This is a genomic window from Nocardia sp. Root136 (assembly GCF_001427185.1).
GTDB classification, from domain to species: domain Bacteria; phylum Actinomycetota; class Actinomycetes; order Mycobacteriales; family Mycobacteriaceae; genus Nocardia; species Nocardia salmonicida.
The window spans coordinates 1778285-1794236 of record NZ_LMFE01000001.1; the positions used below are offsets into that span (position 1 = coordinate 1778285).

The 15952-nt window shown below is 68.9% G+C and carries 4 protein-coding genes; all 4 read left to right on the top strand.

Translation table 11 applies throughout. The annotated features are described in order from the left end of the window. Positions 1-110: 110 nt before the first annotated feature. From ASD42_RS08295 to ASD42_RS08310, 4 genes are read left to right on the top strand one after another with little or no spacing between them, the layout of a single operon-like run. A complete protein-coding gene (locus tag ASD42_RS08295) occupies positions 111-13331 on the top strand; it encodes a non-ribosomal peptide synthetase (RefSeq protein WP_056812297.1) in 13221 nt (4406 codons plus the stop codon). After that, positions 13328-14338, top strand: coding sequence for a daunorubicin/doxorubicin resistance ABC transporter ATP-binding protein DrrA (locus tag ASD42_RS08300; protein ID WP_056812300.1), 1011 nt, complete (start codon positions 13328-13330; stop codon positions 14336-14338). The genes ASD42_RS08295 and ASD42_RS08300 overlap by 4 nt, the downstream gene beginning before the upstream one ends. Continuing rightward, entirely contained in the window at positions 14335-15153 is an 819-nt protein-coding gene (locus ASD42_RS08305) for an ABC transporter permease (RefSeq protein ID WP_056812303.1), read from the top strand. The genes ASD42_RS08300 and ASD42_RS08305 overlap by 4 nt, the downstream gene beginning before the upstream one ends. Beyond that, complete coding sequence (locus ASD42_RS08310) at positions 15153-15941, top strand: ABC transporter permease (RefSeq protein ID WP_056812306.1); 789 nt, start codon at positions 15153-15155, stop codon at positions 15939-15941. The genes ASD42_RS08305 and ASD42_RS08310 overlap by 1 nt, the downstream gene beginning before the upstream one ends. Positions 15942-15952: the final 11 nt, after the last annotated feature.

The window sequence follows — 15952 nt, forward strand, 5'->3', positions numbered from 1 at the left end:
TGAACATAGAGCGCAGTACGCAACGGCGAGTACTACCACCCAGGTAGCTACCCGACGGTCGGGACACATCGTGAACACCGAGCTCGAGACATGAGAACGCAGGTTCGCTCATGATCGCACCAGAAGGACCTTTTCCGCTGTCCGCCGCCCAGCGCGGCATCTGGTTCGCCCAGCACATCGCGGGCGATACGCCCATCTCCATCGCCCAATACGTCGAATTGTCCGGCGAGATCGACCACACGCTGCTCACCGAGGCGGTCCGGCAGACCGGCCGTGAGTTCGGCACCGGATACCTGCGACTGGTCGACGTCGACGGCCGGCCGCATCAGATCGTCGACCTGTCCCTCGACGACGAGATCGCCCGAGTGGATCTGCGCGACCGACCCGACCCGGAAGCCGCCGCGCACGCCTGGATGCGGGCCGAGTACACCGCACCGCTGGACGTGATGCGCGACCGATTGGTCCGCCTCGCCATGCTGCGGGTCGCCGAGGACCGCTGGTTCTGGTATGCGCGCATGCACCACATCGTGTTGGACGGGATGGGCGCGCTCGCCCTCGTCCAGCGCACCGGCGAGCTCTACAACGCCGCCTTCGACGGCCGCGAGCCGCCGCCGACCAAGGCCGAGCCGTTGCAGAAGATCGTCGAGGCCGATCTGGCCTACCGGACCTCGACCCGCTTCGCGACCGACCGCGAGTACTGGCGCGATCACCTGGCCGAGCTCGCCGATCCGGTCACCCTCGCCGGCCGTGACGCCGAGGTCGACGGCCACCCCAACCGGGTCTCCGGCGCCCTGCCCGCGGAGACGACCGCCCTGCTGGATTCTGTTGCCGCCGCGGTGAACTCGGGCGTCGCGCCCACGGTGGTCGCCGCGTTCGGCGCCTATCTCGCCGCGATGACCGGCGCACCGGAGGTGGTCTTGAGCCTGCCGGTGTCCGCGCGGACCTCGGCGACCCTGCGCCGTTCGGGCGGCATGCTCGCCAATGTCGTGCCGCTGCGGGTCACCCTCGATCCCACGACGACCGTCGGCGCGGCGATCCTGGCGGTGCAGGCCGAACTGACCGGCGCGTTGCGGCGTCAGCGCTATCGCCAGGAGGACATCGTCCGCGATCTCGGCTGGGCGATGGACGAGGCGGCGTCGTTCGGTCCTGCGGTGAATCTGATGATGGTGGACACCAGGATCGCGCTCGGTCCGGTGGTCGGACGGCTCAATGTGCTCACCTCGGGCCTGATCGACGACCTGTTCGTCAACCTGTACCCCGGCGTGGGCGGCGAGAGCACCCACATCGACCTGCAGGGCAACGGCAACCTCTACAGCGACGCCGAGCTGGCGGCCCACCACGCTCGCTTCCTGATGTTCCTGCACCGATTCCTCGTCGCCGGACCCGATGCCCCACTGTCGACGGTGCCGGTCCTCTCGGCCGCCGAACAGGCGGCCTCGGTGCCCGCGCGTGGTCCGGCCGGAGTCGAGCCGAAGACCCTGCCCGAGATCCTCGCCGCGGGCGCCTCGATCGATCCGGACGCTGTCGCCCTGCGCTGGGGTACCGACGACACCCTGAGCTACCGCGAGGTCGACGACTACACGAATCGGCTGGCCCGCCTGCTGATCGACGCGGGAGCCGGCCCCGAACACGGTGTCGCACTGTCTATTCCACGCTCCGCGGAATCGGCGCTCGCCACGATCGCGGTGGCCAAGACGGGCGCGCCGTTCGTCCCGATCGATCCGACCTATCCCGATGACCGGATCGAGCACATGATCGACGACAGCGGTGTCGTCACCGGCTTGACCGTCACCCAGGTCCGTAAGTCCCTGCCCGACAAGGTCGATTGGCTCGCCCTCGACGCCGAAGCCACTGTCGCGGACCTCGCCGCACAGGACGTCGCCCCGATCACCGATGCCGAGCGAATCGCCGCGATCGGGCTCGATCAGGTCGCCTACATCATCTACACCTCCGGGTCGACCGGGCTACCCAAGGGCGTCCTGGTCTCACATCGCGGCCTGGCGAATCTCGCCGCGAGTTCGGGGGCCGGATTCGGCGTCGACGCCGACTCCGTGGTCGCCCACGCGGTGTCGCCGAGCTTCGATATCTCCGTCGAGGAGATCCTGGTGACCCTGGCGGCCGGTGCCACCCTCGCGGTGGTCCCGCCGTCGGCGTACGCGGGCGAGGACATGGCGCAGGTGTTGCGCACGCATCGCGTCACCCATCTCAATGTCACCCCGGCCGTCGTCGGTTCCCTGGACCCGGCGACCCTGCCCGATCTGCGCACGATCGTTGTCGGCGGCGACGCCTGCCCGCCGGAGCTGGTGTCGAAGTGGGCAGGGCGCGCCCTGATCAACGGCTACGGCCCCACCGAAACCACCGTCACCACGACCCTGACCGAACCGCTGGTCCCCGGCGCCCCGGTGACGATCGGCAGCCTCGTCCGTGGCGTGTCGGGTCTGGTGCTCGACTCCTGGCTGCGATCGGTCCCCGCGGGAACCGTGGGCGAGCTGTATCTCGCCGGGCCGGGCGTCGCGCGTGGCTACCACCGGCGCAGCGGCTTGACCGCGAGCCGGTTCGTCGCGAATCCGCACGCGCCCGGCGAGCGGATGTATCGCACCGGCGATCTGGTGCGATGGGCCGACCGCGACCGGCGATTCACGCTGGAATACCAGGGCCGCAGCGACTTCCAGGTGAAGGTGCGCGGCTACCGGATCGAGCTGGGCGAGATCGACGCCGCGTTGCAGCGGCTTCCCGAGATCGATTTCGCGATCACCCTCGGCGTCGAGACCGCCACCGGCGCGACCGCGCTCGTGTCCTACGTCACGACCGAGCCGGGCGCGGAGGTCCATCCCGAAGCGGTGAAAGCCGCTGTCGGTGAACGTCTTCCGGCCTACATGGTGCCCGCTGTGGTGATGGTGCTCGACGAGGTTCCGCTCACCCCACTCGGCAAGGTGGACCGAAAGGCTTTGCCCGCACCGGATTTCACCGCCCGCACCGTCACGAGCCGCGCGCCGTCCACGCCGCGCGAGCAGACTCTGGCCGCCCTGTTCGCCGAAGTGCTCGGACTCGATACCGTCGGGGTCGACGAGAGTTTCTTCGCCCTCGGTGGCGACAGCATCGTTTCCATCCAGCTGGTCTCGCGCGCGAAGGCCGCCGGTATCTCGTTCAGCGCCCGCGATGTCTTCGAACGCAAGACGGTCGCCGCGCTGGCCGCGGTCGCGGACGAGGCCGAGGTCGTGGTGGTGGACGAACTGCCGGGTGGCGGCGTCGGCGCGGTGGAGCTCACCCCGATCGTGCACGCGATGGTCGAGCACGGCGACACCTGGGGTCGCTACGGACAGGCCGTGCTCATCGGGCTGCCCGCCGACTTCGACCGCCCGAGGCTCGCCGCGGCGCTACAGGTCCTGTTCGAACACCACGATCTGCTCCGTTCGTCGCTGCGCCGAACCCCGGACGGCTGGGAATGGATTGTCGCCGAACGTGGTTCGGTCGACGCCGCGACGCTGATCGACGTGGTCCGAGCCGACACCGACGACGCGGTCGACCGGGCCCTACAGGATGCCGCGGATCACCTTGATCCCACCGTGGGCGCTGTTGCCCGGTTCGTCATGATCGAGCGCGCCGACGCCGACCCACTGTGCTGGCTGGTCCTGCACCACCTGGTCACCGATGGCGTCTCGTGGCGAATCCTGCTGCCGGACTTGGCCACCGCGGCCTTCGGCGGCGCACTCGACCCCGTCGGCACCTCCTTCCGCCGCTGGGCGCACGGCCAGGTCGAGAACGCCGCCTCGCGCATCGACGAACTGCCGATCTGGCAGCGAATCCTGGCCACACCCGATCCGTCCTTCGCCCTCGCCTCACAGCCCGCCACCTTCGATCCGGCCGTCGACGTGGTCACCACCATGGCGCAATGGCAGACGACGGTGCCGGCCGACCTCGCACACACCGTGCTGCACGCGGTGCCCGAGCAATTCCATTGCGGCGCGGACGAAGTACTACTCGCGGCGCTCGCCATGGCCGTGTGCCGGTGGCGCGAACGCACCGGCGCCCTGCTGACATTGGAGGGCCACGGCCGCAGTGAATCCCTGCTACCCGGCGCCGATGTCGCGCGCACCGTCGGCTGGTTCACCAGCGTGTATCCGGTCGCGCTCGACCTGACCGAGATCGATCTCGGCGACGCGTTCGCCGGTGGACGCGCGGCGGGTTCGGCGATCAAGGTGACCAAGGAGCAGTTGCGGTCGGTCCCCGATCGCGGTGTCGGCTTCGGCCTGCTGCGCTATCTGGACGACGAGACCGCCGCGGTGCTGGCGGACGCGCCGACACCCCAGCTGAGCTTCAACTATCTCGGCAGGGCGGTAACCGGCAGCGATCCCTGGGTACCGCAACGCTTCGCCGCGACCAACGACGACCGCGCGCCGCTGGCCGCTGTCGTCGACATCAACGCGGTGCTCACCGATGCCGGACTGGAGGTCACCTGGGCCTACGCGAGCAGGTTGCTCGACGAGGCCGAGGTGCGCGAGTTGGCCGAGCTGTGGTCGCAGGCCCTGGGCGCGCTGGTCACCCACGCCGGATCCGGCGACGCGGGTGGCCGGACCCCCTCGGACTTCGAGCTCGTCACGGTCGATCAGCCTCAGATCGAACGCTGGGAGCACGCCTACCCGAAGCTCACCGACGTCTGGCCGCTGTCGCCGCTGCAATACGGCCTGCTCTTCCACGCGCTCTACGACTCCGACACCGCCGACGGCTACACGGTCCAATCGCTGCTCACCCTGGCGGGCACGGTCGACGCCACCCGGCTGCGCGGCGCGGCACAGGCGCTGATCGATCGGCACGAGAATCTGCGCGTGGCCTTCGTCGAGACCGACGACGGACCCCGCCAACTGGTCCTGTCGTCGGCCGAGATCCGCTGGAACGACATCGATCTCACCGAGATCGCCGACGACGAGCAGCGAGCGCGCGAACTCGACCGGGTGATCGAACTCGACGCGCTGACCCGCTTCGACCTGACCAATCCCCCGCTGCTGCGCTTCACGCTGATCAGGACCGCCCCGGAGCACTTCCGGCTCGTGATGACCAATCACCATCTGGTGCTCGACGGTTGGTCGACACCGCTGCTGGTTCGGGAACTGCTCACGCTGTACGTCACCGCGGGCGACGCGTCGATGTTGCCGCCCGCCCGGTCCTACCGCGAATTCCTGTCCTGGCTCGAAGACCAGGACGCCCAAGCCTCGCTGGACACGTGGAAACTGGCCCTCTCCGGGATCGACACGCCGACCCGAGCCGTCCCCACGCTCGCGGGGATCGAGTCGACCGAGACCGGGATGCTCTCGCACGATCTGTCCGCCGACACGGTCGCGGTACTCGAGTCGGCCGCCAGGGCAGCGGGTGCGACCGTGAACACCCTGGTCCAGGCCGGCTGGTCGATGCTGCTGTCCATGCTCACCGGCCGCACCGATGTGGTGTTCGGCGCCACGGTGTCCGGTCGGCCGCCGGAACTGCCCGGGGTCGAGGAGATGGTCGGGCTGTTCATCAACACCGTGCCGGTGCGGGTGACGCTGGATCCGTCGGAGCGGGTTTCCGACCTGCTCGCCCGCGTGCAGGCCGAACAGGCTCGGCTCATGGACCATCAGCACGTCGGCCTCGCCGCCATCCACCGCGCCGTCGGTCTGGCCGAATTGTTCGACACCCTCACCGTTTTCGAGTCCTACCCCATCGATCGCGAAGCGCTGTCCCAGGCCCTGGATATCGCGGGCATGCGGGTGCTCGACATCGAGGGCACCGACGCGACGCCGTACCCGTTGAACCTCATGGTGATTCCGCTGCGCGGCGAGGCCGGTGCCGGTGATGCCCTGCGCATCACGGTGAAGTTCATGGCCGATCAGCTGGAACACACTGCGGCGCAGTCACTCCTCGACCGCTTCATCCGACTCCTCGCGCAACTCGGCGAGAACCCGCATGCGATGGTGTCGCAGCTGCGGTACTGCAGCGATGCCGAAACGGCCGCGCTCGCACCGGTTCACGGCCCACCGCCGCTGCCGATGCGCACGCTGGCCGACGTCCTCACGGCGGGCGCGCGCATAGATCCCGACGCGATCGCGGTCAGCGCGGGCGAGCTGCGGATGAGCTACGGCGAACTCGACGCCTGGTCCAATCGGTTCGCCCGGGTCCTGCTCCGTCGCGGGATCGGCCCCGAGGTGTTCGTGGTGCTCGCGCTGACCCGGTCGCTGGAATCGGTAGTCGCCGTGTGGGCGCTGGCCAAGACCGGTGCGGCTTTCGTTCCGCTGGATCCGAGCTATCCGGTGGAACGGATCGAGCACATGCTCACCGATTCGAAGGCCCCGATCGGCGTCACAGTGACGGCCACCGGCGACGACCTGCCCGGCTCCATCGACTGGCTGCTGCTCGACGACCTGAACACCATGCGCCGCGCCATGCTGGTCTCCGACGCGCCGATCACCGATGACGAACGCGGCGGCGCAATCGATATCGATCACACCGCCTACCTGATCTACACCTCCGGTTCCACCGGCAAGCCCAAGGCGGTATTGCTCAGCCACCGCGGCATCGCGAATCTCATCACCGCCCAGCGGGAAACCCTGGCACTCGACCCGTCGGCCAGCGCGCTGCAGGTCGCCTCCCCCAGTTTCGACGCCTCCGTCTTCGAAATGCTGACCGCGCACGCGGCGGGTGGACGCCTGGTCGTATCGCCGCCGGAGGTCTACGGCGGCACCGAGCTCGAGACGCTGCTGCGCACCGAGCGGGTTACCCACGCGGTGATCACCCCGTCGGCGCTGGCAACGATGGAACCCACCGATCTCACCGATCTGCGGGTGCTGTCGGTGGCAGGCGAGGCGGCCACCCCCGAGCTCATCGAGAAGTGGGCCGAGGGCAGGCGGATGGTGAACCTGTACGGCCCCACCGAATTCAGCATCTGGGCGACCGGCCCCGCCGAGCTGGTCGCGGGCGAGCCGGTGACCATCGGCGGACCGATTCGCGGTGCGGCGCTGGTGGTGCTGGACAGCTGGTTGCGGCCGGTGCCGATCGGCATCGCGGGCGAACTGTATCTGGCAGGTCCCGCGCTGGCGCGTGGCTACTTCAACCGGTTCGAGATGACCGCGAGCCGGTTCGTCGCCAACCCCTTCGGCATCGCCGGGGAACGCATGTACCGGACCGGCGACATGGTGCGCTGGGTCGCGGGCGAGAACGCCGCGCTCACCCTGGAATACCTGGGCCGTAGCGACTTCCAGGTCAAGATTCGCGGCCTGCGGATCGAACTCGGCGAGATCGACGCGGTGCTCTCGCGCGTCGACGAGGTGGACTACGCGGTGACGATCGGTCGTGAAGGACCGGCGGGCGCCACCGTGCTCGTGTCCTACGTGCTTCCCGTGCCGACTGTCGAACTCGACACCGAGCGACTGCGCGCGCAGGTGGCGGCGGAACTGCCCGGGTACATGGTGCCCGCCTATGTCGTTGTCCTGGAAGACATCCCGCTCACCCCCGTCGGCAAGCTGGACCGCAAAGCCCTTCCGATACCTGACTTCTCGGTGACTCAGCAGTCCTATCTCGCGCCGCGCACGCCGATCGAACAGGCCGTCGCCGAGGTGTTCGCCGAGGTACTCGGCAGCGAGCGGGTGAGCGTCGACCAGTCCTTCTTCGAGCTCGGCGGCAACTCGCTGAGCGCGACAAAGGTGGTGGCCCGGGTCAATTCGGCACTCGGGTCCGGCATCGCCCTGCGTGATCTGTTCGACGCACCGAGCGTCGCCCAGCTGTCCTCACGGGTCGTCCCCGCCGCCGAGGGCAGCGCGGGTCGCCCGGCCCTCGCCCCGCGCCCGCGCCCCGACCGCGTCCCGCTGTCCCCCGCCCAGCAGCGCATGTGGGTGCTCAACCAGCTCGACCCGGAGTCGTCGGCCTACAACATCGCGATCGCCCTTCGCCTCACCGGATCCCTGGACGTGGAGGCCATGCGCCAGGCACTCGCCGACGTGGTCGAACGCCAGGAAAGTCTCCGTACGCGCTACCCCGCCGACGCCGAAGGCCCACGCCAGGTCGTCGTCGGCATCGACAGTTCCACCCCAGCGATGCCACTGATCGATACCGAAGACGGTGCGCCACTGCGGGATCGGATCAACGAACTGGCGGGAACCGGATTCGATCTCACCCGTGAGCTCCCGTTGCGGGTCGGCCTGTACCGCCTCGCCGGTGCGGACTCCACTAGCTCCACCAACGGGTCCCATGCCGCCCAGCAGCATGTTGTCGTCCTCGTGGTGCACCACATCAGCGCCGACGGCGCGTCGATGGCGCCGTTGGCCACCGACTTGGTGGCCGCGTACTCGGCGCGGGTATCGGGCGCGGCACCCAGCCGACCTCCACTCACCGTGCAGTACGCCGACTTCGCCCTGTGGCATCGCGAACTGCTCGGCGCCGGCACGGAGGCAGACTCCGTCGCCGCACAGCAGATCCAGTATTGGCGCGAGAACCTCGCCGACGCCCCGGATGCCCTGGAACTGCCCAGCGATCGCCCCCGCCCCGCGGTGCAGTCGATGCGCAGCGACGACGTCGACTTCACCGTCGACGCACAGACCCATCGCGCGTTGATCGACTTCGCCGCCGCGAACAACGTCAGCGTGTTCATGGTGGTCCACGCCGCACTCGCGGTCCTGCTGGCCCGGCTCGGCGGCACCGGCGATGTCGTGATCGGCACCCCGATCGCGGGTCGCGGCGAAGCCGCCCTCGACGATCTCGTCGGCATGTTCGTGAACACTCTGGCCCTGCGCACGCCGGTCGATCCCGGCACCGGCTTCCGGCAACTGCTCGCGTCGGTCCGCTCCACCGATCTCGACGCCTTCGCCCACGCCGACGTGCCGTTCGAGCAGCTCGTCGGGGCACTCGACCCCACCCGGTCGACCGCCCACCACCCGCTGTTCCAGGTATCGCTGTCGCTGCAGAACTTCATCGAGCCGGTGCTGGAACTGCCCGGACTCCGCTTCGAAGTCGAGGACTTCGACCGCCGCTCCTCGGCCTTCGACCTCACCCTCGACCTGCGCGAACGGTTCGGCGAAACAGGACCCGAAGGCATCGACGGCGTCCTGACCTACGCGACGGACCTGTTCGACGCGAGCACGGTCACCGCGTTCGCGACCCGATGGCGGCAGGTCCTGTCCACCGTCCTCGCCGACATCGACATCCGCCTCGCCGATATCGACATCCTCGCCGAAACCGAACGCGCGGAGCTGATTCCGGTCCGCGGTCCCGCCACCGCGGGAACGACCACCCTGGCCGAGCTGCTCACCGCCACCGCCACCGCCTTCCCCGACCGGCCCGCGCTGGTCACCGACACCACCGCGCGGATACCCGGCACCACCACCTACCGCGCGCTGCATGCCCGATCGAACCAGCTGGCCAGGCTGCTGATCGAGACGGGGGCCCATACCGAAACCGTGGTAGCGCTGGGCCTGCCCCGCTGCGCCGAGCTGCACACCGGCATCTGGGCGGCGGCGAAGGTGGGCGCGGCCTTCCTGCCGGTCGACCCGAAGCATCCGGCGGACCGCATCGACCACATGCTCACCGATTCCGGTGCCCAGGTCGGGATCACCCTCGCCGAATACCGACCACAACTTTCCGACACCACCCGCTGGTTGATCCTCGACGACGCCGAGTTCGCCGCGCGCCTGGACGCCACCGATGACGCCGACCTCACCACCGAGGAACTGCCGGTCCCGATCAGGGTCGAGAACCCGGCCTGGATGATCTACACCTCCGGCTCCACCGGCACTCCCAAGGGCGTCACCGTCACCCATCGCGGCCTGGCCGACCTGGTCGCCGCCCAGCGCGCCGACCTCACCCTCGACGAACACGCCCGGGTATTGCAGGTCGCCTCACCGAGTTTCGACGCGTCGATCTTCGAGGCGCTCATGGCATTCGGCGGCGGTGGTGCCTCGGTGATCGCCCCACCGGAGGTCTTCGGCGGCGCACCGCTCGCGGAACTGATCGCCGCCGAGTCGGTCACCCACATGGTGATCACGCCGTCGGCACTGGCCACCATCGATCCCTCCGAGGTGTCGAGCCTTCGGGTCCTCGCGGTCGCGGGTGAGGCGGTCGGCCCCGATCTGGTCGCCCGCTGGTGCGGCGACGCAGGCGGGCGCACGATGGTCAACCTGTACGGCCCGACCGAATACACCATCTGGGCAACAGGATCCGAGCCGCTCTCGGCCACCGCACCGGTCACCATCGGCACTCCCGTTCGCGGTGCGGCGGTGCTGGTCCTCGACGACCGACTGCGCCCCGTACCGGTCGGCGTCGCGGGCGAGCTGTACCTCACGGGCACCGCCCTCGCGCGGTGCTACCACGCCCGGCCGAGCTTGACCGCAGCGCGATTCGTCGCCGACCCGTTCGGCGGCTCCGGTGAACTCCTTTATCGCACAGGCGATCTGGTGCGGTGGATTCGCACGCCCGCCGGATTGGCGCTGGAATACCTCGGTCGCACCGACTTCCAGGTGAAGGTACGTGGCCAGCGCATCGAACTCGGCGAGATCGACGCGGTGCTCGGCGCCATCGATGGTGTCGATCTCGCTGTGACACTGGGTGTTCCGGGTCCGACCGGTGCCACCGCCCTCGCCGCCTACCTGGTGCGGATGCCCGGCGCCGAGCTCGATATCGCGCACATCCGTGCCACGGCGGCCGACGCCCTGCCCGCCTATATGGTCCCCGCCGCCTTTGTCGTCCTGGACGAGATCCCCATCAACGCGGTCGGCAAGCTCGATCGAAAAGTACTGCCGGAACCGGTGTTCGTCACCGACGACACCCCGTACCGCGCACCGGAGACGCCGACCGAACTGGTGCTCGCCGAGGTCTTCGCCGAACTGCTCGGCCGCGCGCAGGTCGGCATCGACGACTCCTTCTTCGCCCTCGGCGGCGACAGCATCCTCGCCATCCAGCTGGTCACCCAGGCGAAGCTGCGCGGGGTGCACTGCACACCGCTGCAGGTGTTCGAACACCGCACGGTCGCGGCGCTGGGCGCGGTTGTCGATGCCGCCGAGACGTTCGAGGCACTCGAGGAACTGCCCGGCGGCGGCACCGGCGACCTGCCACTCACCCCGATCGTCCGGTACATGATCGAACGCGGCGGCGATTTCGACCGGTTCGCCCAAACAGCGGTCTTGGAGCTGCCGGTCGGCATCGACCGCGCGCAACTCGTCACCACACTTACCGCCGCGATCGACCGACACGACATGCTGCGAGCGCGACTGTGGGCAGACGACGACGGCTGGTGGCTGCGGGTGGCCGACCCCGGCTCGGTGAACGTCGACGCACTCGTGCACCGCACGGCCTTCGACGCCACCGACTCGATCGACCTGCGCGAATACGCGCAGACCGAACTCGACTCCGCGATGAACCGCCTGCATCCCGCCGACGGCGTCGTACTCCAATTCGTCTGGCTCGATCCCGTCGGCGACGCCGGTTCGCACACCCGACCGGGACGCCTGATCGTCGTCGCACACCACCTCGCGATCGACAGCGTCTCCTGGCGGATTCTGGTGCAGGACTTGATCACCGCCTGGGCCCAGGTAGCGGCGGGCGCCACCCCGGCGCTGCCCGAGATCGGCACCTCGATGCGGCGCTGGTCGCATGCGCTGACCGAGCAGGCCCGGTCCGAGGGGCGCCTGGCCGAACTCCCGTACTGGCAACAGGTGGTGAACGGCCCCGACCCGCTGCTCGGCGCCCGCCACCTCGATCCGGCCATCGACCAGGGGCGGACGGTCCGCCGCCTCGACATCGAGGTCGACGAGAACACCACCACAGCTCTGCTCACCACCCTGCCCCGTTTGTTCCACGGCAGCGTCACCGACGCGCTGTTCGCCACCCTGGCCCTGGCGCTGGTGCGATGGCGTGCCCGCCGAGGCGTGGACGAGCCCTCGGCGCTGCTGCGCCTGGAAGGCCATGGCAGGCAGGAGGAAGTCGTGCCCGGCGCCGACCTGTCACGGACCATCGGCTGGTTCACGAACCTGTACCCGGTACGGCTCGACCTCGCCGACATCGACGTCGAGGACGCCCTGTCCGGCGGACCCGCCATGGGCACGGCCATCCGCCGAGCCAAGCACGACCTCGCCGCGGTTCCGGACAAGGGCATCGGATTCGGTCTGCTGCGCTATCTGAATCCCGAAGCAGCCGAACAACTCCCGGCGCGGCTCCCCGGTCAGATCTGCGTGAACTATCTCGGCAGGCACACCTCGGTCGACACACCCGCCGGACTGGAGGGCTTGGGCTGGCTACCCACCGACGCGCTCGGCGATCTCGAGGCGGCCGAACACCCAGAGGTACCGATCATGTCGGCGATCGATATCAACGCGATGGTGGTCGGCGACCGCCTCCAGGCCGACTTCGGTTACGCGGCTCGGCTTTTGGCCCGCGACGATGTCGCCGAACTCGCGGATCTGTGGGTCGAGGCGCTCGGCGCGGCAGCACGATTCGCCGAAACCCCTGCTGCCCAAGCTGCTTCGGCCGACGAAGCCGCCGCCATGACCGCGCACACGGCGGCGATCACGGAGCCGGGGCCGAGCGGTCTCGGCCTCGATGTGCTGCTTCCGATCCGCCCCGGCGGGGATCGACCCGCGCTGTTCTGCGTCCACTCCTCCTCCGGAATGTCGTGGAGCTACCTGGGATTGGCCGAACAGCTACGACCGGGGCGACCGATCTACGGGCTCCAGGCCCCCGACCTCAGCGGTCGCGAGCCGTCGGCACGCTCGATCGAGGAATTCGCCCAGCGCTACGTGCGCGAGATCCGCGCGGTGCAGCCGAGGGGCCCCTATCACCTGCTCGGTTGGTCGTTCGGTGGTCTCATCGCCCAGGCGATGGCGGTGGAACTGTCCGCCGCGGGCGAGCAGGTGGGGGTCGTCGCGCTCCTGGACACCGACACCGCCGATATCGACGGCGACACCATCGAGCGGTTGTCGGCGGGCGCGTTCATCAACACCTTCGGCGCCGTCTTCGGCATCGACGACGTCCCCGCCGAATCGAGCGCCGAGGAGGCGGCCGAGCTGATCACCGCCCGGCTCGGCGGGGTCGAACTCGTCGACGCGGCGACGATCGAGCGAATGGCGGGCTCCTACAACGCCTCCGCGGGCACGCGGACCGGATATCAGCGACCGGTCTACCACGGTGACGTCGTCTATTTCAGCGCCACGGTGAACCCCGCCGAATGGATGGGGCCCGACGGTTGGCGGGCCTACGTCACCGGCGACATCACCAACCACGACGTCGATGTGACCCACGACGAACTGACCAATCCCTATGCACTGTCGGTGATCTCACCATTGCTCGACGACCACTTGGAAGCAGGAGACCGGATATGAGCGTCGAAAACACTCTCGTGCAGAGCAACCCGCGCACCGGCGGTGTCGTGGTCGAAGGGATCGAGAAGTCCTTCGGCGACGTCCACGCCCTACGCGGTGTCGATTTCGAGGCCGCCCCCGGTGAGGTGCTCGGCATCCTCGGTCCCAACGGCGCGGGCAAGACGACCATGGTGAATATCCTGTCCACCCTCGTCACGCCCGACAGCGGTCGGGCGGTGGTCGCCGGACACGATGTCGTCGACGACCCGGCCGCGGTCCGCAAACGCATCATGCTGACCGGGCAGTACGCCGCGCTCGACGACATGCTCAGCGGCTACGAGAACCTGGTCATGTTCGGCAGACTGATGGGGCTGCGCAAACCGGCGGCGCAGGCCAGGGCCAGAGAACTGCTCGGCGAATTCGACCTGGAGAAGGCGGCGAACCGGCGCGTCGGCACCTACTCGGGCGGCATGCGCCGCCGCATCGACATCGCCTGCGGGCTGGTGGTGCGACCCGACGTCGTCTTCCTCGACGAGCCGACCACCGGACTCGACCCCCGCAGCCGGCAGGGCGTCTGGGACCTGGTGCGCGGCTTCAAGGCGGCGGGCATCACCACCCTGCTCACCACCCAGTATCTGGAGGAAGCCGATGCGCTCAGCGATCAGATCATCGTGATCGATCACGGCGTGGTGATCGCCTCCGGCACCGCGGACGAGCTGAAACATCGCACCGGCGGCAGCTACTGCGAGATCGTGCCGCTGGATCTGGAAGGGTTGCCGACCATCGTCGCCGCGCTCGGCTCGCTGCTTCCCGCGGAGAACCTGGCCGCACTCACTCCCGAATCGGACCGCATCACCATCCCCGCGCCCGACGGTGCCAAAACGCTCGCCGAGGCACTGCGCCGACTCGACAACGCCTCGGTCGAACTCGTCGACATCGCCCTGCGCAGGCCCTCGCTCGACGATGTGTTCCTGCAGCTCACCGGTCACCTGGCCTCGAACGAGGACGAATCGAAGGCCACGGCATGACCGCCGCCACCTGGAACACCTCCGCGCGCGCGACACCGGAGACAGTGCAGCAGTGGTGGGTCCTGAGCACCCGGCTGATCGTGCCCTCGATCAAATCCGGCGAGTTCCTCGCCTCGGTACTCGCACCCGCGGCCTTCACGGCCAGCTTCTATATCCCGCTGAAAACCGTGATGACGTTCTCCGGCAACGGTTTCAGCAGCTATGCCCAGTACATGATGCCGCTGGTGATCCTGCAGGCCGCCGCGTTCACCGCCATCTCGGCGGCGTTCCGTTCGGCCACCGATTCCGTGGCCGGCCTCAACCGCCGTTTCGGCGCGATGCCGCTGCGCCCGCTGGTTCCGGTCGCGGCGCGGATGTCGGCCAACCTGTTCCGGCTGCTCATCTCGTTGGCCGCGGGGATCGCCGCGGGCTATGTGATCGGTTTCCGGTTCCGGCTCGACGCCATGCACACTCTCGGATATCTGGCGTTCTCGGTCCTCATCGGACTCGCGTTCACCCTCGGCGCGGATGTGATCGGCACGCTGTCCAAGAGCCCCGAAGCCACCTCGCAGGCACTGCTGCTACCCCCGCTGATCTTCGGCATGCTCTCGACCGGTCTCGCCCCCGCCAGCCAGTTCCCGGAGTGGATCCAGTGGTTCGTCCGCAATCAACCGGTCTCCCAGTTCGCGATCGTGTTGCGCGCGCTGGCCGGTGACACCCTGGGCAATGCCGGGACGGTGACCTGGTCGCTGGTGACCCCGTCGCTGCTGTGGCTTGCCGGGATGCTGGCGATCTGCACGCCGGTGGCCATCCGGCTGAGTTCGAGGAGGGCCTGATGGCAGAACAAGTCGAGACCTCGGCGGTGTCGCTGCTGCGGCACACGCTGATCCAGACCGAACGGCTGCTGGTGCGCTGGGCACGCAACCCGGTCACGCTACTGGAGACCCTGTTCATCCCGTGTCTGCTGCTGATGATGCTCAACATCGTGGTGGGCGGTCAGATCGAGAAGTTCACCGGTGACGATGCCCTCTACGGCTCGGTCCCGATGGTCGCCCTCGTCGGCGCGCTGTCCGGCGCCGTGGCCAGTGGCGTGCTGCTCGGCCGGGAACGCGACGCCGGCCTGCTGGCCAAATTCTGGGTGCTGCCCGTGCATCGTGCCTCGGGCCTGATCTCGCGCATCCTCGCCGAGGGCTGCCGCATCCTGCTCGGCACCCTGACGGTGCTGATCGTCGGCTATCTGCTCGGCTTCCGCTTCCACCACGGTCCACTGGCCGCCTTGGTATTCCTGGCGATCCCCGTGGTGTTCGGACTCGCCTTCGCCACCATGGTCACCGCCGTCGCCGTCTACAGCGCGAAGGCCTCACTGGTCGAGGGCATCACGATCCTCGCCTCGCTGATGATGTTCTTCAGCACCGGATTCGTGCCGCTCGTCGCCTTCCCGACCTGGATTCAGCCGGTGGTCGCCAACCAGCCGATGTCGGTTGCCGTCGACGCGATGCGCGGCCTGGCCGATGAGGGTCCCATCGCCCGGCCCCTGCTGCTCACCCTCGCCTGGTCCGGCGCGGCCCTGCTGTTGTTCGCCGTGCCCGCGGCCATCGGCTTCCGGCGCGCGAGCCGCCGGTAGTCCGGCCCGCG

What these genes read in the sequence shown, in the direction of transcription:
- ASD42_RS08295 (WP_056812297.1), top strand. Translation starts at nt 111, where the DNA reads ATGATCGCACCAGAAGGACCTTTTCCGCTGTCCGCCGCCCAGCGCGGC.
- ASD42_RS08300 (WP_056812300.1), top strand. Translation starts at nt 13,328, where the DNA reads ATGAGCGTCGAAAACACTCTCGTGCAGAGCAACCCGCGCACCGGCGGT.
- ASD42_RS08305 (WP_056812303.1), top strand. Translation starts at nt 14,335, where the DNA reads ATGACCGCCGCCACCTGGAACACCTCCGCGCGCGCGACACCGGAGACA.
- ASD42_RS08310 (WP_056812306.1), top strand. Translation starts at nt 15,153, where the DNA reads ATGGCAGAACAAGTCGAGACCTCGGCGGTGTCGCTGCTGCGGCACACG.